The sequence below is a fragment of the Anaerosacchariphilus hominis genome (assembly GCF_014290175.1).
Lineage (GTDB): Bacteria > Bacillota > Clostridia > Lachnospirales > Lachnospiraceae > Laedolimicola > Laedolimicola hominis.
Genome location: NZ_JACOOR010000006.1, coordinates 20661 through 41763 on the forward strand (window position 1 = coordinate 20661; position 21103 = coordinate 41763).

The 21103-nt window shown below is 54.0% G+C and carries 18 protein-coding genes; all 18 read right to left on the reverse strand.

All coding sequences use genetic code 11. The features are described from left to right. Positions 1-17 precede the first annotated feature (17 nt). Positions 18-623 carry an HD domain-containing protein gene (locus H8S44_RS10755; RefSeq protein WP_186872506.1) on the reverse strand — a complete coding sequence of 202 codons (606 nt, stop codon included), beginning with the start codon at positions 621-623 and terminating at the stop codon, positions 18-20. Between the two features lie 19 nt (positions 624-642). Then, positions 643-1941, reverse strand: a complete 1299-nt coding sequence (locus tag H8S44_RS10760) for a homoserine dehydrogenase (RefSeq protein ID WP_186872505.1) — start codon at positions 1939-1941, stop codon at positions 643-645. Positions 1942-2050: 109 nt separating this feature from the next. Then, on the reverse strand, positions 2051-2824 hold the full coding sequence (locus tag H8S44_RS10765) for a TIGR03915 family putative DNA repair protein (RefSeq protein ID WP_186872504.1): 774 nt from the start codon (positions 2822-2824) through the stop codon (positions 2051-2053). A 1-nt stretch (position 2825) separates the two neighbouring features. Beyond that, on the reverse strand, positions 2826-4253 hold the full coding sequence (locus tag H8S44_RS10770) for a putative DNA modification/repair radical SAM protein (protein WP_207724113.1): 1428 nt from the start codon (positions 4251-4253) through the stop codon (positions 2826-2828). A 97-nt stretch (positions 4254-4350) separates the two neighbouring features. After that, positions 4351-5697 (reverse strand): amidohydrolase, encoded by a 1347-nt coding sequence (locus H8S44_RS10775; RefSeq protein ID WP_186872503.1) that lies wholly within the window; start codon positions 5695-5697, stop codon positions 4351-4353. A 159-nt stretch (positions 5698-5856) separates the two neighbouring features. Then, on the reverse strand, positions 5857-6684 hold the full coding sequence (locus tag H8S44_RS10780) for an Mrp/NBP35 family ATP-binding protein (protein WP_186872502.1): 828 nt from the start codon (positions 6682-6684) through the stop codon (positions 5857-5859). Between the two features lie 106 nt (positions 6685-6790). Then, complete coding sequence (locus H8S44_RS10785) at positions 6791-8233, reverse strand: TrkH family potassium uptake protein (protein ID WP_186872501.1); 1443 nt, start codon at positions 8231-8233, stop codon at positions 6791-6793. A gap of 12 nt (positions 8234-8245) precedes the next feature. Continuing rightward, complete coding sequence (gene trkA / locus H8S44_RS10790; protein ID WP_186872500.1) at positions 8246-9604, reverse strand: Trk system potassium transporter TrkA; 1359 nt, start codon at positions 9602-9604, stop codon at positions 8246-8248. A 15-nt stretch (positions 9605-9619) separates the two neighbouring features. Further along, complete coding sequence (locus H8S44_RS10795) at positions 9620-10075, reverse strand: DUF1653 domain-containing protein (protein ID WP_186872499.1); 456 nt, start codon at positions 10073-10075, stop codon at positions 9620-9622. A 143-nt stretch (positions 10076-10218) separates the two neighbouring features. Beyond that, positions 10219-10671, reverse strand: a complete 453-nt coding sequence (locus H8S44_RS10800) for an Lrp/AsnC family transcriptional regulator (RefSeq protein WP_186872498.1) — start codon at positions 10669-10671, stop codon at positions 10219-10221. Positions 10672-10922: 251 nt separating this feature from the next. After that, a complete protein-coding gene (locus H8S44_RS10805) occupies positions 10923-11867 on the reverse strand; it encodes a TIGR03943 family putative permease subunit (protein WP_207724112.1) in 945 nt (314 codons plus the stop codon). 13 nt (positions 11868-11880) lie between these two features. After that, positions 11881-12936: a CobW family GTP-binding protein gene (locus tag H8S44_RS10810; RefSeq protein ID WP_186872497.1), complete on the reverse strand. Its 1056-nt coding sequence runs from the start codon at positions 12934-12936 to the stop codon at positions 11881-11883. Positions 12937-13018: 82 nt separating this feature from the next. Beyond that, positions 13019-13375: a 50S ribosomal protein L20 gene (rplT, locus tag H8S44_RS10815; RefSeq protein WP_158363222.1), complete on the reverse strand. Its 357-nt coding sequence runs from the start codon at positions 13373-13375 to the stop codon at positions 13019-13021. 52 nt (positions 13376-13427) lie between these two features. Continuing rightward, complete coding sequence (gene rpmI, locus H8S44_RS10820; RefSeq protein ID WP_087165851.1) at positions 13428-13625, reverse strand: 50S ribosomal protein L35; 198 nt, start codon at positions 13623-13625, stop codon at positions 13428-13430. 79 nt (positions 13626-13704) lie between these two features. Next, the gene (gene infC, locus H8S44_RS10825) at positions 13705-14202 is read right to left on the reverse strand and encodes a translation initiation factor IF-3 (protein ID WP_158363221.1); all 498 of its coding nucleotides are present in this window, start codon (positions 14200-14202) and stop codon (positions 13705-13707) included. 237 nt (positions 14203-14439) lie between these two features. Then, positions 14440-17997 (reverse strand): Ig-like domain-containing protein, encoded by a 3558-nt coding sequence (locus tag H8S44_RS16705; protein WP_186872496.1) that lies wholly within the window; start codon positions 17995-17997, stop codon positions 14440-14442. Next, positions 17994-19676, reverse strand: a complete 1683-nt coding sequence (locus tag H8S44_RS16600) for a serine/threonine protein kinase (protein WP_186872495.1) — start codon at positions 19674-19676, stop codon at positions 17994-17996. Before H8S44_RS16600 ends, H8S44_RS16705 begins: the two co-directional genes overlap by 4 nt. Positions 19677-19873: 197 nt before the next feature. Further along, positions 19874-21100: an ABC transporter permease gene (locus H8S44_RS10840; RefSeq protein ID WP_186872494.1), complete on the reverse strand. Its 1227-nt coding sequence runs from the start codon at positions 21098-21100 to the stop codon at positions 19874-19876. Positions 21101-21103 lie beyond the last annotated feature (3 nt).

The following is a 21103-nucleotide window of genomic DNA, read 5'->3' on the forward strand; positions in this document are numbered from 1 at the left end:
ATTTCTTCTGTAGCAGATTATCCCTTTTTATCCGGTTTGTCAAGATCCTTTTCTTTTCCAAACACCTCATCCACCAGCCGGTTATACTCCTGCCAGGTAGGATGATCCTTTAATTCTTCCAGGGCTTTCGCAATGGAACGATACATCCAGGCATGCATATTCTTGTCCTTTTCATTGAACCGCTCCCAGATCTTATCCCCGATGATACACTGATCCCTGTGAATGGCCCGCAGGTTCGCCAGCTTGTCCGCCAGGGCCAGCATCTTTGCTTCCCGGCTGGCCTTCGTCTCCAGAAAGGTGATGGTCTCCTGCTTTCTGGTCTTCCAGGTCAGAGCCGCCGGAAGGTTTCTGCGCTTGTCCTCGCTCTCGTTCATCACCAGCTCTGTGATCCGGGTGCCGAATCTGGCATACAGATCGTCCTCCGTGGTATCCGTATCCTCCAGCACGTCATGCAGCACCGCTGCGGCGATGATCTCCTGGTCATCCGTCATGGCTGATACGATAGCCGCCGCCTCGATGGGATGCACGATATAGGGTACGTTGGTTCCCTTCCGTTTCGCACCGGAATGGGCCTTGGTAGCAAAAATAATCGCTTTATCCAATAAGGTCAGTGTCTTCTTCATCTGTCTCCCCCTGCATTTCCTAGTGATTCTGCGTATAGACACGTAGCACCGAAGAAATCTCTTTTACGATGGACATTTCACCCATGATAAGCAGTGCGTCCCGGAAATGACGCTCCACCACTTTATCCGTAATCACCACCAGCTCGGCCACTCCGCCGCTAACGCTCTTCTGAATCACCTGGGCGATGCTTACGTGATGGTTTCCGAATACAGATGCAATGCTGGCCAGAACGCCCGGCTGATCCTCCACCTGCATCCGTATGAAGTAGCGGTTCTCCATCTCTTCCGCCGGTTTCAGCCGCAGCTCCTTGTAGCAGGTACAGTTGATGCGTCCGGTACTTCCTGCCCTCAGATCCCGGGCGATCTCAAAGACGTCTCCCATGACCGCGCTGGCCGTGGGCAGCTTTCCTGCTCCACGTCCCTGAAACATGGCGTCATCCACAGCGTCTCCATGGACGAATACCGCGTTAAAGGAATCGTTGACACCTGCAAGCGGATGCTCTCTGGGAATCAGCATGGGGTAAACACCCACTTCAATGCCGGTCTCCGTATTTCTTGCCACACCCAGGAGCTTAATCACCATGCCAAGCTCGGCGGCATAGGCGATATCGCCCGCTGTGATCTTCGTAATGCCCTCTGTATGCACATCCTGGAAGGTGACGCGGGAATTAAAGGCGATAGATGCCATGATCGCCACCTTCCGGGCTGCGTCGTAGCCTTCGATATCCGCCGTGGGATCCGCTTCCGCGTAGCCCAGCTCTGTGGCCAGAGCCAGTGCCTCGGAAAACTCCATGTGATCCGCCGTCATCTTTGTCAGAATATAGTTGGTGGTTCCATTGACGATACCCATGACCTCGGTCAGGTGATTGGCCGCCAGGCACTGCTTCAGGGGACGGATAATGGGGATACCTCCCGCCACAGCCGCCTCAAACATCAGATCGCAGCCATGCTCCGCCGCCGCGTCCAACACTTCCTTTCCATGCTCTGCCAGCAGATCCTTATTGGCCGTGACCACATGCTTGCCTGCCTGAAGAGCCTCGGTGATATAGGTTCTGGCCGGTTCGATGCCGCCCATGACCTCGATCACGATCTGAATCTCCGGATCTTCCAGAATCTCCTTCCAGTTATCCGTAAAAAGGCTGCTGTCCATGCCTTCCCGCTGCTTCTTTGTGTCCCGAACCAGAATCTTTTTTAACCGCACCACTGCTCCCAGCTTCTTCGGCATCTCTTCCTTCTGCCACTCTAAAATCTGATATACACCGCTTCCCACGGTTCCCGCGCCCAGAAGCGCGGCCTTGATTACCGGAATCTCACTCATTTTTTCATTCTCCTGCCTGTTAAAAGTCCATGGCTTCCCGAGGAAGCCCGTTTCTGTATACAGTGTACTATGATTTCCGGGCAGTGTCAAAATAAGTTTTCACCGGAATTCATTCATGAAACTCATTCATATAAGGACGGAACCGGAAGGGCAGCAGCGTCTGCTGGCACCTGGGATTCCGCCGTTCTTCGATGGCAATGGTCTCGCAGAAGATCTTCCACAGAATCCGAAACTCTTCCTCCCTCTCCGAGCGCCTCTCTAAAAATTCCGAATTCAAATCTTCGTCGTCGGTCAGAATCCACCGGCTCTCTTTCCTGTGCACTGCCAAAAGTCCCCGTTTCCGGTCGTGGATGATCCAGTTCTCCTGCCGGAGCCGATCCGCGAAATGGGGCGCAATCAGAGGCAGAACCGCGCAGGGAGGTTCCATCCCGGCATAGAGTACGCCCCCCGGCAGCTCCTCGAACCGCAGAAAGCCCAGCATCCGGTGTGCCTCATGCCAGGCCTTCTGCCGAAGCTTCATCACCAGAAGGACCGACGGGTTCTGCAGATAGTTCACAGCCTTCGTCCCGTCTTCCATGGAGAATCCCAGCACAATCAGACGATAGATGGCGTCAGCCTTGTCCGGATGGGAACAGGCACAGGCGTAGCAGATGGCCTCCCTGGTTTCCTCTCCCATCCTCCTGAGCACCGTCCGCAATACCTTCTCCGCTTTCCCGGGATCTGTCTTTACCTGCCGGTACTGGCAGAACAGCTCATAAGTCTCATAAGAATCCTCCGTTTCCGCCTGAAGCTTCACCCGGCTATGTCCCAGACGGCTGTCCCAGGCGTCGTACACTCCCGTCAGGATTCCGTCCAGACTGTCCTCGCACACAAATACTGTCATCTCATCCGACTTCCTTTCTCCTGCCTTCTGCGTTTCCCGGCTGTATCAGAGTCTGATCGTCAAACAGCGACAGCTGCCGGTAGGTCACTCCGTCGCTGATACCGTAGGGTCGTCTCTCCCCTGCGTCCAGAATATTCCGCGTAATAAAATCCTCCTCGATCCGGATGGGATACAGGGTCTTTCCTCCACAGGTGATAAAATACAGGGCCCTTTTCAGCACCACTCCCATCCGCTTCAGATCCGGAAAATCCACGGTTCCCAGCCGTCGGGCTTTTACAATCCGCTGGGCGGACTTGACTCCGATCCCCGGCACCCGCAAAAGAGTCTGATAGGGAGCCCGGTTCACCTCCACCGGAAACTGCTCCAGATGACGGAGGGCCCAGTCGCATTTAGGATCCAGCAGTACATTGAAATTCGGCCTGTCCTCAGACAGAAGCTCTCCCGCCTCAAAGCCATAATACCGCAGCAGCCAGTCCGCCTGATAAAGCCTGTGCTCCCGCAGAAGGGGCGGCCCGCCCGGCAGGGTCGGAAGCAGACTGTCCTCATTCACCCGCACAAAGGCTGAATAGAATACCCGCTTCAGATCAAACTTCCGGTACAGGGACTCCGCCACCGACATGATCTGAAAATCATTCTCCGGAGTGGCGCCGATGATCATCTGGGTGGACTGGCCCGCCGGAACAAACAAATGCTGTCGGCTCTTTCCCACGGAAATATCCCTCCGGCCACTGCCCGGGACAGCGGGCCACTGTCCATAGCTTCTGCCGCCTCCGCTTCCCGTCCCGGGCAGCAGTCCTTCCCCGTACTCCAGCCTGCTATTCTGGATCTGACGCATGGGTTTTAAGATCTTCTCCCGGGTCTTGGCCGGGGCCAGGGTCCGAAGTCCCTCAGCCGTGGGAAGCTCCAGGTTCACACTCATCCGATCCGCCAAAAATCCCGTCCGTTCAATCAGCAGAGGATCCGCCCCCGGAATAGCCTTCACATGAATGTATCCGCCAAAATGGTACTGATTTCGGAGCTTATACAAGGTCTCATATAAAAGCTCCATGGTATAATCCGGGCTTTTCAGGATCCCCGAGCTTAAGAACAGCCCCTCGATATAATTTCTCCGATAAAACTCCATGGTCAGCTCACAGACCTCCTCCGGCGTGAAGGCCGCCCTGGGCACATCATTGGATACCCGGTTCAGGCAGTACCGGCAATTAAAAATACACTCATTGGTGAATAGGATCTTCAGCAGGGAAATGCATCTTCCGTCCGCCGCAAAACTGTGGCAGATCCCAGCCTCGATGCAATTCCCGATCCCGTCCCCGGAATTCCCTCTGCTCACCCCGCTGGACGTGCAGGCCACATCATACTTGGCCGCATCCGCCAGAATCCTAAGCTTCTCCATCACCGGCATCCCCGCCCGCACCCGAATCTCCGTCATTTCACCTTACATCCCTTCCTATAGTAACAAATATATGTTCGGAACATATGTTTGTTTTACTATATCACATATATACCAGGGATGCAAGTGTAAGTTTTTACCGCAGCAATTCCACCGCGATCCCGCAGAACGCTTTCACCCCATTGGTCAGCGCCTCCTCCCGAAAATCAAACCTCTCACTATGAATTCTCGCGCTGCAGGCACTCAGATTCATAAAATAACAGGACTCTCCCCCCTGCCTCTGCACCCGCTCACACAGATAAGAGTAATCCTCGCTGCCTCCCGCGCCCCCTTTTTCCGGCCGCTCCACCGGCAGGCACAGTTTCTCCGCGCACACCTTCACAAGCCGTTCCGACAGAGCCGCATCATTCAAACTATTCTTCGCCGCCCCCATAAGCCTGATCTTACAGCTACAGCCGTGCATCTGGGCCGCTGCCCGGATCACGCGCTCGGCGTACGCGTCCATGAACGCATTGGCCTCCTCTGACATACCCCGGACCTCCAACTCCATATGAGCATGGTCGCAGATCACATTCCGCCCGCTTCCGGCTGTCACCCGCCCCACGTTGACCCGGGTATCTCCCTTACTGTTCCGGGGAATGGCATGGAGATTCAGCACCGCCGTAGCCATGGCCAGCATGGCGTTTCTGCCATCCTCCGGCGCTGCGGCCGCATGGGCGCCCTTTCCATGAAACTCCACATCATACTTCACCGTGGCCATGCTTTCCCCGTTTCCCACGCCGATGGCCGCCGTCTTTTGCTCCGGGTCACCGCCCATGTGGGATCCCAGCACATAGTCCACACCGTCCAGATGTCCCTGATCCACGATGGACTTTGCGCCCCGCACCCCTTCCTCCGCAGGCTGGAAAATGAATTTCACCGTGCCGTGAAGCTGTTCCCGCATCCCGCAGAGAATTTTCGCCGTACCCAGTCCCACAGCAGTATGGCCATCATGGCCACAGGCATGCATGACACCCGGCACCCGGGACGCAAAGCCTTCCCGGGTCGGGTAATGGCTCTTCTCCTCGCATTCCAGGATGGGCAGAGCGTCGATGTCAAACCGAAAAGCCACTACAGGTCCCTCCCCGCAACGCAGGATTCCGATGACGCCCGTAAACCCGCCTCTGGTATCCGGAAGATAGGCCTGATCTGCCCCCTCCCGGAAAGCCGCTTCCTGATAATGTCGCTCCAGTTCCTCCTCGGAAGGCAGGCCCATCCGGCTTTCCTCCCGGCATACTTGCCGACCCGTCAGCACCTGGTCGCAGCCGCATTCTTTCAGATAAGAGGCAATGATCGATGAAGTCCGCATTTCCATCCATCCCAGTTCCGGATACCGGTGAAGATCCCGCCGGATCCGGATAAGCTCCGGCTCCAACAATTCCGCTTCCTCTATGATTCTTCCATATATTTTTTCATTCACATTCCCTGTGGCCCCAGAATCCATGAAATTCTCCTCCTAAAATAGAATCTTGCTTTATCTCGCGCCGAGTGCGCATCTTTGCAAGCTCTGCTTGCTTTTATGGAATAGGGTATTCTATCGGAATTTCCTATTCCATAAAAAAACCGGCAGAAGCCCCGCCTCCGCCAGTTCCTTTTGATTTTCTTATTCAAAATCCACATTCAGATACGGATTCCGTATCTTATCAAACTCTCCCGCGTCCGCAGCCTCCGCGAATTCGGTCTTCATGGGGATCCGGCCGATGATGTTCAGCTTCTCCTCCCCTGCGATTTCATCCAGATGGCTCTTTCCGAAGGGATACAGCTTCTTGCCGCAGTCCGGGCACTCCAGCCAGGAGTAGTTCTCCACCACGCCCTTTACCGGAATCTTCATCTGGTCGGCCATACTCAGGGCCTTCTTTACAATGAGCTGCACCAGATCCTGGGGAGAGGTGACTACCACGATCTCATCGACCGGAAGAGACTGGAATACGGTCAACGGCACGTCGCCGGTTCCGGGAGGCATGTCCACCAGAAGATAATCCAGATCCCCCCAGATTACGTCGGTCCAGAACTGCTTTACAATATTCGCGATAATGGGACCTCTCCAGATGACCGGAGTCTCCTCGGTGGGCAGTAACAGATTCATGGACATGAGCTTGATTCCGTTTTTTGTAAGTCTCGGCTCGATGCCCATATCGCTGCCCTCTGCCGGGCCGTGTACCCCGTACATTCTCGGAATGGACGGACCTGTAATATCCGCGTCCAGGATACCCACCTGATATCCCTTTGCCGCCAGCTCATTGGCCAGAGACGCGGTCACCATGGACTTTCCTACGCCGCCTTTTCCGCTGACTACGCCGATGACCCGGCGCACACAGCTGTATTCGTTGCTTTCTACCTGCAGGCTCTGAGGCTGCTGTCCCTGCGCCTTGCTGGGACATCCCTCGCAACTGGATTTGTCACAGCTGCTTCCGCATGAATTTTCAGACATAATTTTACCTTCTTTCCCTTTTACTCATAGTATTTATTCTAGCACAGAAACTCCGGAAATGCCAGTCTCCATGCCGTTTTACATTTTCATAGTAAACCAGATATTCTTAAAATTTCTTTCGCCAGGTCACCGGAGCCAGCAGCATCATGATAGGCAGAATCTCCAGACGTCCGACGAGCATGTCGAAGCTTAAAATGATCTTGGAAAAGCAGGAAAAGGCTGAGAAATTTTCCACCGGTCCCACCTTTGCCAGACCCGGCCCCACGTTGTTCAGGGTGGTCAGCACCGCTGTAAAGTTCGTGGTGAAATCAAAGTTGTCCACGGAAATCAGCAGCACAGACACGCAGAGGATCGCAAAATAACAGATAGTATACACATAGACCCCGTGGGTCTCCTCGCTGGTCAGGCGCTTTCCGTCCAGCTTCACCACATTCATCGACTTGGGGTGCAGGATCTGCCTGGTCTCCTTGGTGATGGTACGGGCCAAAATCATGATACGGGATACCTTCATACCGCCGCCGGTACTGCCCGCACAGGCTCCCACCACCATCAGCATCAGCAGAATGGTCTTAGAAAACTCCGGCCACAGCTCATAATTGGCCGTCACAAAGCCGGTGGTCGTGATGACAGAAACCACCTGAAAAGCTGCGTATCGGAACGCGTGCAGGACACCGCCGTACAGATTCATAACATTGATGGTGATCAGCACAATGGCCGCCGCCACGATCCCCAGATAATTCCGCAGCTCCTCATTTTTAAAGAAGCCCTTCACGTTCTTCATAAGCAGCAGAAAATATAGGTTAAAATTAATACCGAACAGCAGCATAAACACCGTGATCACGCCGTCGATGTAAGCGCTGTTAAAAGCCGCCACACTGGCGTTCCGGTTGGAAAAGCCTCCGGTTCCGGCTGTGCTGAAGGTGTGAATCACAGCTTCGTACAGATTCATGCCCCCTGCCAGCAGGAAAATGATCTCTGCCACAGACAGGCCCAGATACATGGTATACAGAATCCGCGCGGTGGTACGCGCCTTGGGAACCAGCTTATCGCAGGTGGGACCCGGAATCTCCGCGCGCATCAGAAACATGGAGTTCCTGTTGCTCAGAGGAATCACCGCCATAACGAAAACCAGCACGCCCATACCACCCACCCAGTGAGTCAGACAGCGCCAGAAATTCATACATTTCGGCATTCCCTCAATATCTGACAAGACCGTGGAACCCGTAGTCGTAAAGCCGGATACCACCTCAAAAAACGCATCCTCGAACCGGGGAATACAACCTGAGAAAAGAAACGGCAGCGCGCCGAATAGGGACCAGAGGATCCAGGCCATGGCCACGATGAGGAAGCCCTCTTTCGCGTAAATGACCGTATTCTCCGGCTTTCGCGATATCACAAATGAAACCAGTATCAGAATCGCCGCCGTCAGCAGGAAGCAGCCACCCTCCCTTTCTCTGTATAATAACGATACAAAGGCGGGAAACAGCATCAGAAAGCTTTCGATCAGAAGCATTTTTCCCACGATGTATCTTATCATTCCGTAATTCATAGCTCTCTCCCACTAGCGCATGATGTCCTGCAGATCCTCAAGCCCCTGCTCCATGGAAATGACAATGACATTATCACCCACCTCCAGGGTATCATTTCCGCTTGGTATGATGATACGACGGTTCCGCACAATGCAGGCCACCAGATGATTCACCTTCAGCTTCAAATTCTTCAGCGGGACGCCAGTATACTTGGTCTTCTCCCGGATCCGGAACTCCAGAGCTTCGATCTTGCCGCCGATGAGCTTGTAAACTGTCTCCACGTTGGCGCTTCCCATGGAATTCCGCATGGCGCGTACATAACTGGTGATCGCGTTGGCCGTTACATTCTTGGCGGAAACCACACTTTCCATGCCCAGCTGATCCACCATGCTCTGCAGGCCCTCGTCATTAACCTTCGTGACTACCTTCGGCACATGGCGTGTCTTGGCATACATGGACATGATGATATTTTCCTCATCCATACCTGTCAGGGTTACAAAAGCGTCCGCCTTGGAAATTCCTTCTTCCTCCAGAAGCTCGTGATCGGTGGCATTGCCATGGATAATGGTGGCTCCCGGAAGCAGATCGCACAGCTCCATGCAGCGCTTCTCGTCCAGCTCTATAATCTTAACCTGCATACCCAGCTCCAGAAGCTGGCTGCCCAGATAATAAGCCACCCGGCCGCCGCCGCAGATCATGACGTTTTTGGCTTTGTCCCGCATACCGTTGGTGAGCTTTAAGAACTTCTCGATCTCCTGATGAGAGGCCGCGATATTGATCTTGTCTCCCGGCTGGGGCACGAAATTGCCGTCGGGAATGTAGACCTCGCCGCCGCGCTGAACCGCGCAGACCAGCATCTTAATCTGATGCTTCTTATATAATTCGCTTAAGGACAGTCCTTCGATGGAACTGTGGGACGGATAGGTCACCTCCACCAGCTCCACCCGGCCCTTTACGAAAGTCTCGATCTTCGCCGCTGACGGGAAGATCAGCACCCGGGAAATCTCGCCTGCCAGAGCCCGCTCCGGATTTACCGCCATACTGAGCTTCAGATCCTCCTTCAGCAAATCGATCTGTCTATGGTAAATCGGATTCCGTACACGGGCGATGGTCTGCTTGGCTCCCAGCTTTCTGGCCAGCAGACAGCAGAACAGGTTCATCTCGTCTGTGGACGCGCAGGCGATAACCAGATCTGCACCGGGCACGTCCGCCTGGCGCTGAATATCCGCGCTGGCTCCGTCGCCCACCACACAGGACACATCCATCTCATTGACCGTGTCTCTGAGCTTTCGCTCACTCTTATCAATCAGTGTCACATTGTATTTTTCACCGGACAGCTGCATGGCGAGCTTATGCCCTACTTTGCCGTCCCCGATGATTACAATATCCATTTCTTTCTCTCCCTCTTATCGAAACCGGTCTGTCTCGAAGTGCTCCATGGTCTTCAGACAGTTCAGAATCTCCCGGTATTTGTCCTTTACAGAGCCCGTGCCCAGAGTAATATCCAGTGATACGGCGATGCTTTCCAGAAGTTGATCGTCCGCGTAAGCCTCCCAGGCCTGAAACAACTCCAGCTTATCCCGGTAGCTGTCCGCATCCAGAAACCGGAGCAGCAGCGGATTCATCTCCCGGGGCTCCTCGATCTTCTCAAACCGCCAGGTCTGCTCTGCATCGGGATACTTTTCCCGATCCACTTCGCTTGCGAACTCCTCATAGGGCCGTACCCAGAAGTCCTCGTCTCCGTATAATGCCTGGTATACAACCACCTTTTCTTCTGTATTCGCGTCCCGCGCGATGGCTGTCACCTGATACTGGCCACCCTTAAAATGACGATAATACTCGCCTGCTTTGATTTCTCTCACGGCAATCCCTCTTTTCTGTCTCCACATGGATTTTCTGCATAAATATATCCATTCTATGAGCATATTCTAACTTTACTAAAGTGTCAAGTCCTTCCTGAGAAGAATCAACCAAAAGGGCTGCGTCCGACAAAAATACCCGGAGATTAGATCTCTCCGGGCAAAACTGACACGTCATTTTTTATGGTAGAAAGCACGTACAGGGTCTTGGTCCAGGCCACGCCTGGCATCTCCTTGATATCCTGATGAATGTTCTCCAGACTCTGGGAGGTATCCGTCACGATCTTCAGCAGATAATCCACATCTCCCGCGATATAATAGCACTCGGCCACATTGGCATGCTGCCGGGAGGCCGCCGCGAAATCTTTTCCGTACTTGGGATGCTCCAGCCGCACGGAAACAAATACGGTCAGATCATTGCCCAGCTGCTTTTCGTCCAACACCACTGTATACTGCTGAATCACGCCCTTTGCCTCCATTTTCCGAATCCGCTCGATCACCGCCGACACGGACAGATTGATGGTCTGGCTGATGGTAGACGCCGTCTGCCGGGAATTCTCCTTCAGGCATTTCAGGATGCTTAAATCAATGTTGTCCATAGTTCCTTCCTCCTCGCCAAATTGCTGTATCCGGTATTCCTTCTTCTGAAATTTCTGCTTTCAACTTTTGCTCTTTTATAAACAGGAGCTTCCAGCGGAATTTCCTATAACAGAAAAGGCAGCTTAAACGAAAAAGGCAGCCTGCTTGCGCAAACTGCCTTTGTTTACTGATGGACTTATCTTACCAGAAAAAATATTTCTTGTAAAGTCCTAATTTACACTAAATTTTATTTTCTTTTCGATTCTGCCGCCTAGAAGTATACCATTTCTTCCTCGGGAGGCTCCGCGGACTTCAGAGCCTTGGTGTAAAGCACCGGGCCTTCCTCGCCTGAGTACTCGTCCCGCTTTTCCACATAGACCTTGGCGGTCACGGTGAGCCACTGGCCGTTCTTCAGCTTATCCACATTATGACTTCTGCAAAGGAAGCCCAGAAATACGGTATCGTCGGCGCAGCAGGTCATGGCCTTTCTGCCCGGTACAAAGTAGCCCGGGGTCATACGGCGGGGCTTCATGACACGGCCCTTGAAGCGGATGGTCTTGCCATCGTAGTGCTCCGGGTGATCCATGGCATCCACATACCAGATACCGTAGTCGATATCGCTGATATCAATGATATCCGCATTCAAGTCGAAGGGAAGCTCGTCCTCAAACTCGAAAAGTTCGCCGCCCTCCTGCTCGAATTCCACCTGGGCCCGGGGATTCACGGCACGGATATTGCGCTTGTAGGATGCCGCCTTGGTGCCCTCCACGCAGCGGTCGAAGATGACCAGATCGGAATCCTGTACCATATCCATGAACAGGGACTTCATGTTCTGCATATACAGATCAAAGGTAGTGGCATCCACCAGTGTAATGCCCTGGGCCGGGAACCAGCCCTTGGGGAAACGCATTTCCCGGAACAGCTGCATGCCCCACATACCATTCCACTCGATCATGACCTGGCTGGGCTTATATTTCTTCTGGCAGTCCTCCAGAAATTCTGTTGTAAACTCTGCCTTGCCCTCGATGGTCACCAGTGTGGTATCGTAGGACTCCAGCACATGCAGGTCGTATTCCTCCTCGCCCTCTTCGCAGGCGATAAGCAGGGTCTTGCCACCGTCGGAAAAATAGGGATCAGACAGGGTCTCCTGTATAAATGTGGTCTTTCCGCTTTCCAGAAAACCGTTTACCATATAAATCGGGATCTTATTTGCCATAATTCCTTCCTCTTTATACTCCGAAGAGTTCCTTCAGTCCATCCTCGTCAAGCAGGGAGCCGATGACACAGAGACGTCCGGTATAATCCGGATTACCCTCGCGGATCTCATACTCCTCCGGTACGAAGTCGAACTCCATCCAGCTCCCGTCGGTATTCTGGATGATACCCTTAGCGCGTAAAATCAGGCCATACAGACCGGACTTGCTTAAGGTTTCCAGAATCTTCTCCAGTTCCTCGCGGCTGAAGCGCTTCGGGGTCTCTACGCCCCAGCTGGTGAACACCTCATCTGCATGATGGTGGCCTTCGTGATCGTGATGATGGTGATGGTCATGATCGTGGCAGCCGCAGGTGCAACCTTCGCCGTGATCATGGTCGTGATCGTGGTCATGATGATGGTCGTGGTCGTGATGATGCTCATGTTCGTGATCATGGTCGTCATCATCGTCATGATGCAGATCACCCATATCCAGCTCCGCATGCTTCATGGCGTCCAGAATCTGCTTGCCGTTCAGCTGATCCCAGGGAGTGGTGATCATGGTCGCCTTTTCATTGTGCTCGCGCAGCATCTTTACCGCCTCTGCAAGCTTCTCCCCGGTCATGCTCTGGGTACGGCTCAGTACGATGGTGCCCGCATGTTCTACCTGGTTGTTGAAGAACTCTCCGAAATTCTTCATGTACATCTTACACTTCTTGCCGTCTACGACTACCAGGGAGCTGTCGATGTGGACATCCATATGGCCTGCCACATTCTGGACTGCTTTCATGACGTCGGACAGCTTGCCTACGCCTGACGGCTCAATCAGGATCCGATCCGGCGCGTAGGTATCGATAACTTCCTTCAGAGCAGTTCCGAAGTCTCCCACCAGGGAGCAGCAGATACAGCCGGAGTTCATCTCGTTCACCTGTACGCCTGCTTCCTTCAGGAAGCCGCCGTCGATGCCGATCTCTCCGAACTCGTTCTCAATGAGTACGATCTTCTCACCCTTGAATACCTCTTCCAGAAGCTTTTTAATCAGTGTTGTTTTTCCGGCTCCCAGGAAACCGGAAATAATGGTAATCTCTGTCATTTTATTTACCTCCAGATAAATGTAAAATAACAAAGAGCGCAGGATGCAGCCAGGCTGCACATTGCGCTCTGTTTCTTCGGTCTTATGCCAGCTTGCTCTTAGCAACTTCTGCCAGAGTAGCGAATCCAGCCGGATCATTTACTGCCATGTCAGCCAGTACCTTACGGTTCAGCTCAACCTCAGCCTGCTTCAGTCCGTACATGAACTTGCTGTAGGAAAGTCCGTTCAGACGTGCTGCAGCATTGATACGTGCGATCCAAAGCTGACGGAACTGACGCTTTCTCTCTTTTCTTCCTGCGTAGGAGCTGGTCAGTGCTCTCATCACGGACTGCTTTGCTACACGATACTGCTTACTTCTTGCTCCTCTATAGCCCTTTGCGAGCTTTAATACTCTGTTATGTCTTTTCTTAGCGCCTAAACCGCCTTTAATTCTTGCCATTTCTTCTTTCCTCCTTGAAACTTCTCATCTCCGCTGAATCTGTGCCTTTAGCTTACAGATAGGGCAGAATCTTCTTCATGCTCTTTACGTTGGTTGCATCCGTAATGGTAGCTTTTCTGAGATTTCTCTTTCTCTTCTGAGATTTCTTGGTTAAGATATGGCTCTTGTAAGCTTTCATTCTCTTGAGTTTGCCTGTACCTGTTACTTTGAAACGCTTTGCAGCTGCTCTGCTTGTCTTAATTTTTGGCATTTTATATACTCCTCCTATCCTAGTATCCTTTTCCAAATTTCTATCAAATCATTGCCGCCTGCGCGGTTGATTTCAAAATTTACTGACGCTTCTCTGCCAGAAACATCATCATCTGACGGCCTTCCATCTTCGGAGCCTTTTCCACCACAGCCACGTCTGCCATCTTCTCCGCAAATACGTCGAGGATCTGCTTGGTCTTCTGTACATGGGCCATCTCTCTTCCACGGAAACGTAAGGTCACCTTTACCTTGTCACCCTTCTGGATGAATTTCTTGGCAGCTCCCACCTTGGTATTCAGGTCGTTCTCCTCGATATTGGGTGACAAACGAACTTCCTTGATCTCGATGGTTCTCTGCTTTTTCTTGGCTTCCTTCTCTTTTCTCGCCTGCTCGTACTTGTACTTGCCGTAATCAATGATCTTGCATACGGGCGGCTTCGCCGTCGGTGCAATCTTTACCAGGTCCAGTTCTGCTTCCCGGGCAATCTTCATCGCATCTCTTGCAGACATGATTCCAAGCTGCTCTCCGTTTGAGCCAATCAGTCGAATCTCCTTATCCCGGATCTGTTCGTTAATCATTAAATCGCTAATGGTAGTGCCCTCCTTCTAAGAAAGAAAAAACTAAAAAAAGTGGATAGTCAGACTATCCACTTGAAATATCTTCTTACACGACGTATACTGATGTCGGTATCTTCGATACATATAAACCCGAGTCGCCTTCTGCGCTGAGGTGAGAGTGGATACTCTGCTTTCTGTCACCAGGATAGATTAACACAATCAATGTCCTGTGTCAACTGTTTTTTTCACTGTTTTTCACTATTTTCTCTTTCTTCTATAAAATACCACTGTTCCTGCCACTGCCGCCAAAACCGCCACCATACAGCCCGCCCGGATCTTTTGATTCATGGCCAGCTGCACCAGGAGACTCGGCGTCACCAGAAAGCGCACTTTCTCCGATACGGTCCGGTTCCCGGCCCCGTCCACAGCCTCCACCCGGAGCTCCTGCCAGTGATTCCGGCTCTCCGCCCGGAATGTGGTCCGTCCCCCGGAACGGTTCAGTTCCTCTGAAGTGAGCTTCCGCTTTTCCCCATTCCACAGGATCCATGCTTCCCGCACTTTCAGATTATCCCGGATCTCCAGCCGGATATCATGGGCGACGGTCCGGTAGGTCCCACCGTCCTCCACACCGGACAGCAGAATCTCCGGCCCGGTCCGGTCCACCGCGAATTCTATCTGTTTTTCCCGGCCCGGATTGTCCGAAAGGTTCCCGGCCCGATCCCCTGAGCACAGGGTCACTGCGTAAATTCCTTCCTCTGTAAAATTTTCTTTCCCGATCCGATAGCGGTATTCTTTCCAGTTTTCCTCTCCCCCAGACTCATCCACCTCATAGTCCCGTCCCTCCTCCAGAAGCGCCGGATGGCCGTTCCGGCTACAGACCACCTTTCGGAAGTCCAGACAGTCCACATTAATCTCCCGGATCACCAGCTCCGGCTCCTGATTGGTATAAAAGCTTCCTCCCTTTCCCGCCAGCTCTTCCGTCTCTTCCTCCAGAACGTATACGGAACCGAAACGATTGACGGAAAACCGGAGGCTGCTTTCGGAGGTATTCCCCGCCAGATCCCGGACGGTGACCCGGAGGCTGTACAGATCATCCGCTTCTTTTATATAAGGAAAGTCCGACAGCTCCAGCTGAAATCCGTCCGCTCCCTCCTGCCGCTCTCCGTCCGGTTCCACGCTTCCCCTTTCATAACCGGTCAGGAGCACCTGGGTACCCTCCGGGTCATAATTACTATCCTCGCAGAGAATCACGGGCCTTACCTCGCCCTGATTGGCCGTCCCGTCCTCCACTCCGGTAATCTGAAGCTCCGGCGGCGTCTGATCGATGACAAAGGGTGCGGATTCATAGGCATCCATTTCATTCCCCGCCAGATCCTTTCCGCTCACCGACAGCGTATAGCTCCCATCTGCCGGGAAACGCACGGTGGCCGTATGCAGATCACCGCTGTTCTTCCAGCCTGATAGTTCAAAGTGTCCAGTTCCGTCCCCTTTCTCCTCTCCCGACTGCTCTTCCACCCGGATCTCCATGGCCTCTTCCGCAAAATTCCGTTCCCGAATCCGGATCTGCGCTATTCGCTCTCCCGGATAATAAAAGTCGTTTCCGGCCTCTGCCCCACTCCAGAGAATCTCCGCCTCCGGCGCAGTTCGATCGATGGTAAACCGGTCCACCCGATCGTAATCCGCCCGATTCCCGGCCAGATCCTGACAGGCCACCGTGAAGGCATACTCTCCGTCCGCTGAAAAGTTCACCCGGCAGCTGTACTCCCGGTTCTTTCCCTCTCCCCGTACGCTCCAGCCACTGATCTCCGGCCCTTCCCCTTCTGTCCTTTCCAGCTCTGTCCGAAGCTCCACGTCCCCCGGATCCAGATTCTGTTCCCGGATGTTGACCACTGCAGTCCTGCTCTCCCGGTAATACTCCCCCGGCTCCGGTTCCGGTCCCTCATACTCCACGGTTATCACCGGCTTTGTCGCATCCACATGGTACGCGGCTTCCGCGCTGCCCCCATGTCCCGCATTGTCCTCATACACCGCCCCTGCCTTCACCGTCTGCCCGTCGTATTCTTCTGCGTCAAGCACCAGCTCCCCGGTATACTCCCAGGTGATTTCCTTCAGTTCTACCTCTGCCGCCTGCTCCGCTTCCAGCAGATAGTCCCTGCTCCGCTCCAGCTCTCCCGCCTGCCAGTTCCAGCTTCTGATCCCGGAATACAAATCCCGGATCTCCAGACAAAGCCGCACATCCTGATTGTACCAGGCTGTCCCATCCACCACTCTGGAAGGCCGGGTCTCTGTAAGAATCCGGATGCTTCCTGCCTCCCGGTGCCGTTCCGCACTTTCTGCCGTAAAGCCTCTCTGCAGCCAGGTCCGGTTCCCCAATCTGTCCTCCGCCTCCAGCATTACACTTCCGCGTCCGGGTCCCTCCGGCCAGGGCAGCTCCAGAAAGAGCTCCCGTTCCCAGATCTGCTCTTCATCCTTGTGCTCATCTGTTTCATCTGCTTCTTCATTCGGTTCCAGAATCCGTTCTTCCCCGTTCTCTCCTGTCACCCGAACTCTCAGCTCGGTAAGACCTGAGACTTCATCCAGGGCCCGACACCTCAGCAGAAGCTTTCCATCGGAAAACCAGACTCCATCCGGGGCATAGCTGCCGAACCCCGCCGTACCCGTCTCACCGGAAAGTCCGGTCAGTTCAAGCTTCGGTCCCTCCCGATCCAGCATGATCTGAAACCGTTCCTCCTCCGGCCTGCTGTCCGGCTCCGCCCACACTGCCGGATTTCCGGCCAGATCCGTAAGTCCCACCGGGATATCAAAGCAGCCGTCCTCCCGGATGGGAAGCTCCCACTGCCAGAGCCCCTCCGGCTGCTCCCCGCCGTCCAGTTCCCGGATCCGTTTCCGGCATTTGCTTTCTTCCGTCACATCTGCGCCCCGCTCCCCGGTGACCCGGAGCCCTTCCAGCTCCTCCTTCAGCTCCTGCACCCGCCAGTGGGCGTCCTCCACCTGAATCCGAAGGACAGTCGCTGTGCGAAAGCAACTTTTTCCGTCCAGAACCTTTTCCGGCTCCTCCGACAGCTCTGCCCATAGCCGGGGCGGGGTCTTGTCCAGAACCAGCCAGGGACTGCTCCACACCTGCACGTCCGTCTCTCCCTGCTCCATCTCCACGGTCAGGCGGAATGTGCCTTCCCGGGTCAGCCGCCAGCTTCCCTCCCGGCCCTCTTCGGTGTCCCGCCAGCTCACAGCTCCTGTCAGCTCCTGTCTTTCTCCGGTATACCGCTCTGTACAGTAGACCTTCAGCTCCCTTTCCGGTTCTTCCGGGCTCTCTTCGCCCTTTCGTAGCACCAGAATCTGAAGCTCCACGTCCTCGCGGTAATACTGCGTTTCACCCAGCACCCGACCAGGTTCCCCACAGTGAATCTCCACCCTGGGTTCTTCTCCGGCTTCCTCTGCGGATACCTCCGCCGCCCCCAGCATACTGCCTGCCAGCACAAGCGTCCATAAAATTCTCCTGCCTCTACCTCTTTTCCCGGGCTTTTCGTCCTTTTTGCATTCTATCCGTAAAAGCTCGGTCTCTTCCCACTTCCGTATGGCCTTTCTTTCCCGGTATCCGGTCAGGGAGCCTATCACCCGTCCCATACGAAAATACATATACAGAAAAATCGCCAGTATCAACCAGAGGAGCCCTGCTGCCAGACAGAGCACTCCCAGTCTGTGGTAACGCTGCAGGGTCTCAATCGTTCGTTCCACCGCAGGCTCCGCCACCGGTCTTCCGGTAAGTCCTGCTGCCGGAAACACCTTCCCACACATTATTTTTTCTATCACACTCACAGCTGTTCCCCCCTTCTCTCCGCCTCCGCCAGCAGTTCTTCCGCCAGCCTTGTCATATCACGCAGCTCTGTAAGCTCCGATTCCACGCCCTGCTTTCTCGTCTCCTCCAACATCTCAAAATCCGTATCCAGGTGTGTTCTGACTCTTTCAGCCTCCAAACGCAGAGCTCCGGCCGGAATTCCCGCCTTCTGAAGCTCCGGATAATGGGCCAGCAGCTGATACAGCTCCTCCCGGTATACCACGATAGCCGTCCGCTCATTATCCTCCGCCACCAGATTTCCCTGGGATACCCGGAGCAGATCCGCCCAGTAGTCCTTCCAGCCCACCTGCATATCTCCCGCCGGATCCACCTGTCCGATCTGCTCATAATAATCCGCAATGGCTCCCAGCTTCCCGGCCCGCTCCTTCTGAACCGGACTCAGCCCCTTTTCCGCCTCTGCCGCAGCCTTCAGATAGACGCCTGCGTACCGCTTCTCCGTCTCCCGCGGACACTTATAAAAGTAAGCCAGTCCCATTTCGTAGGCAAAGCGGGCATAGCCCTCCTGATTCTTCTGAAATACCGTCTCCCGGGTCTGACCCTCCTCTGAGGCAGACAGCAAAAGAGCCCTCAGTTCCTGTCCTTCCTCCGGACTCAGCAGCTGATCCGATAAAAAGCACTTTTTCAAAAGTCCCATCCAGGCCTCCTCCCGTCCCGGCGCCAGACGGATAGCTTTGCCGTAAGCCGTTCTCTCTTCCTCCGGCTCTATAACCCGAGCCGCCTGTTCCAGCCAGAACTCATAGCTGTTCCCCCGTACTTTCCGCTCCAGCCCATGAAAGAACAGGCTGCCCAGACCGCAGCTAAGGGTCAGGGCTGCCGTAAGGACAAAAGCAGCCAGCTTCCGCTTCTCCCGCCTCCTCCATGACAGATCCTGCTCCCGGTAATGCTCCAGCCCGTAACGCAGCTCTCCACAGGACTGATACCGTTTCTCCTTCTCCGGCTCCATACACTTTTTCAGCACTGCCTCCAGCCCCGGAGAAAGCTCCGGCCTCAGATCCCGGATACCCTTTCCCGGCCCGGGTACCGTACCTGTAAGAAGCTCCGACAGCATAACGCCCAGGCTGTAGATATCCGTCCTGGGGTCGCTGACGCCCGTTTCCTCATACTGTTCCGGAGCCGCATAGCCCCGGGTTCCCAGGGCCACCGTGTCTTTGCTTTGTCTGCGAAACTCCCGGGCTGCGCCCAGATCGATGAGCATTATGGTCCCGTCCGGCTTCAGCATCACATTGGAGGGCTTCATATCCCGGTAGATCACCGGCGGCTCCTGGACATGCAGATAGGAAAGTACACTGCACAGCTGAATGCCCCACCGGATCACTGTCTCTTCCGCCTGGGGTCCGCCCTCCCGGAGCAGCACCTCCAGAGTCCGCCCCTCGATATAATCCATGACGATCAAAAACTTCTCTCGATATTCGATGATATCCACGATACTGGGCAGGGCCGGATGCTTCATCCGTTTCATCAGTTCGATCTCCCGCCGCTCCGCGACGATACTTCCCGGGTCGCCCTTTTCCGTCTCCTTGATGGCCCAGGACTTATTCACTCTCTCATGCAGGGCCAGATAGACCGTGCTGGTCCCGCCCCTTCCGATCTCGCTTAAGATCTTATACTTTCCGCCTACCATTGTGCCGGGCAGCAGCATATACGCTTTCCTCCTTCATCCGATATTCAGTTTTCTTTTGTAAAATGGAAATGGAACGGGAAATCCGTTCTGGAATATATTAGAAATAATTTCTTTTATCTTACCTGAAAATCCGACAGAACGCAAGGAAAAACCGCACATTCTGCCGGATAATATTTCGACATTTTTCGACAATCTGAGTAAATCATACCGCCTGCCTAGTTTCTCCGCAGGGCCTCGATGGGACTCAAACGCGCCGCCTTCTTCGCCGGATAGATTCCAAAGAAGATACCCACGGCGGAGGAAAATACAGTGGCCAGCACGATGGTTACCAGACTCACCGCAGGCCGGAAGCCCAGCATGGGAAGGGCGCAGATCCCGTAGGCTCCCAGAAGGCCCAACGCAATACCGACGAGGCCGCCCATGCAGGTGATAATCGCAGATTCGGCCAGGAACTGCAGCATGATAGATCCGGTCCTTGCTCCCAGAGCCTTCCGGATACCAATTTCCCGGGTCCGCTCCGTAACCGATACCAGCATGATATTCATAACGCCAATCCCGCCTACCAGCAAGGCGATGGCCGCCACCAGGGCAATGAAGGCGGTAATCATATCCAGCACTCCGGTAATCTGGGCTATCTGGCTGTCCGCGTCCTGGAGCATGAAGGCATCTTCCCCCTGGGTCTGGTGCCGGCTTGCCAGCAGATTCAGAGCCTCCTGACCTACTTCCCGGGAATACCGGCTTCCCTCTGAAATGATATTCAGTCCATAGAAAGAATCCAGTTCATAACCAAAGGCATAATTGGCTGTGTATGGCATATAAAAATTCACATAACTTTCCTGTCCCATCATCGCCCCCATCATGCCGTCCTCGTCCTCGGATTTCATAACGCCACAGATGGTGATTTCCTGGGTCACATTATAGATAGTCGCCTCCACGGTCATACCAAGCACGTCGTCGGTTCCGAACATTTTGATGGCGTCGCTCTGGCTGACCACTGCCACCAGGTTCATAGCCTCCACATCGGAATCTGTAAAATAGTGACCTGCCACCATTTCCGGATTATGGGTATATTCCAGATCCGCCGTGCCCGTGGTCGCGTACACATCAAAGGTACCTTTCGGCGTCAGAATACTTCCAAACATACTGTCCGAAGGCGTTACGCCCTTAACATGGGGAATTTTTTCTTTGATGGCCGCCATATCGTCCGCTGTAATCTGCTCTTCGTCTGAGCCTCCGTCCGTATTGGAATAGACGTAAATCTGGCCTCCGGCAATGGCGTTTAGGGCGTCGCTCATCTCTGCCTTGGCACCTCCGCCAATGGACATAATCATAATAACAGATGAGATCCCGATGATGATGCCCAGCATGGTCAGAAAGGAACGGCCCTTGTTGGCCCGAATATTGTCGATGGCCATTTTGATATATTCATAAAGCTGTGCCATGGC

Excerpts from the sequence above, each read along its gene's own strand:
- infC (WP_158363221.1), bottom strand. The coding sequence starts at position 14,202 with ATGATTAACGAACAGATCCGGGATAAGGAGATTCGACTGATTGGCTCA.
- H8S44_RS10775 (WP_186872503.1), bottom strand. The coding sequence starts at position 5,697 with ATGGATTCTGGGGCCACAGGGAATGTGAATGAAAAAATATATGGAAGA.
- H8S44_RS10760 (WP_186872505.1), bottom strand. The coding sequence starts at position 1,941 with ATGAGTGAGATTCCGGTAATCAAGGCCGCGCTTCTGGGCGCGGGAACC.
- H8S44_RS10800 (WP_186872498.1), bottom strand. The coding sequence starts at position 10,671 with ATGGACAACATTGATTTAAGCATCCTGAAATGCCTGAAGGAGAATTCC.
- rplT (WP_158363222.1), bottom strand. The coding sequence starts at position 13,375 with ATGGCAAGAATTAAAGGCGGTTTAGGCGCTAAGAAAAGACATAACAGA.
- rpmI (WP_087165851.1), bottom strand. The coding sequence starts at position 13,625 with ATGCCAAAAATTAAGACAAGCAGAGCAGCTGCAAAGCGTTTCAAAGTA.
- H8S44_RS10780 (WP_186872502.1), bottom strand. The coding sequence starts at position 6,684 with ATGTCTGAAAATTCATGCGGAAGCAGCTGTGACAAATCCAGTTGCGAG.
- H8S44_RS10755 (WP_186872506.1), bottom strand. The coding sequence starts at position 623 with ATGAAGAAGACACTGACCTTATTGGATAAAGCGATTATTTTTGCTACC.
- H8S44_RS10765 (WP_186872504.1), bottom strand. The coding sequence starts at position 2,824 with ATGACAGTATTTGTGTGCGAGGACAGTCTGGACGGAATCCTGACGGGA.
- H8S44_RS10770 (WP_207724113.1), bottom strand. The coding sequence starts at position 4,253 with ATGACGGAGATTCGGGTGCGGGCGGGGATGCCGGTGATGGAGAAGCTT.
- H8S44_RS10810 (WP_186872497.1), bottom strand. The coding sequence starts at position 12,936 with ATGACAGAGATTACCATTATTTCCGGTTTCCTGGGAGCCGGAAAAACA.
- H8S44_RS10805 (WP_207724112.1), bottom strand. The coding sequence starts at position 11,867 with ATGGCAAATAAGATCCCGATTTATATGGTAAACGGTTTTCTGGAAAGC.
- H8S44_RS16600 (WP_186872495.1), bottom strand. The coding sequence starts at position 19,676 with ATGCTGCTGCCCGGCACAATGGTAGGCGGAAAGTATAAGATCTTAAGC.
- H8S44_RS10840 (WP_186872494.1), bottom strand. The coding sequence starts at position 21,100 with ATGGCACAGCTTTATGAATATATCAAAATGGCCATCGACAATATTCGG.
- H8S44_RS10785 (WP_186872501.1), bottom strand. The coding sequence starts at position 8,233 with ATGAATTACGGAATGATAAGATACATCGTGGGAAAAATGCTTCTGATC.
- trkA (WP_186872500.1), bottom strand. The coding sequence starts at position 9,604 with ATGGATATTGTAATCATCGGGGACGGCAAAGTAGGGCATAAGCTCGCC.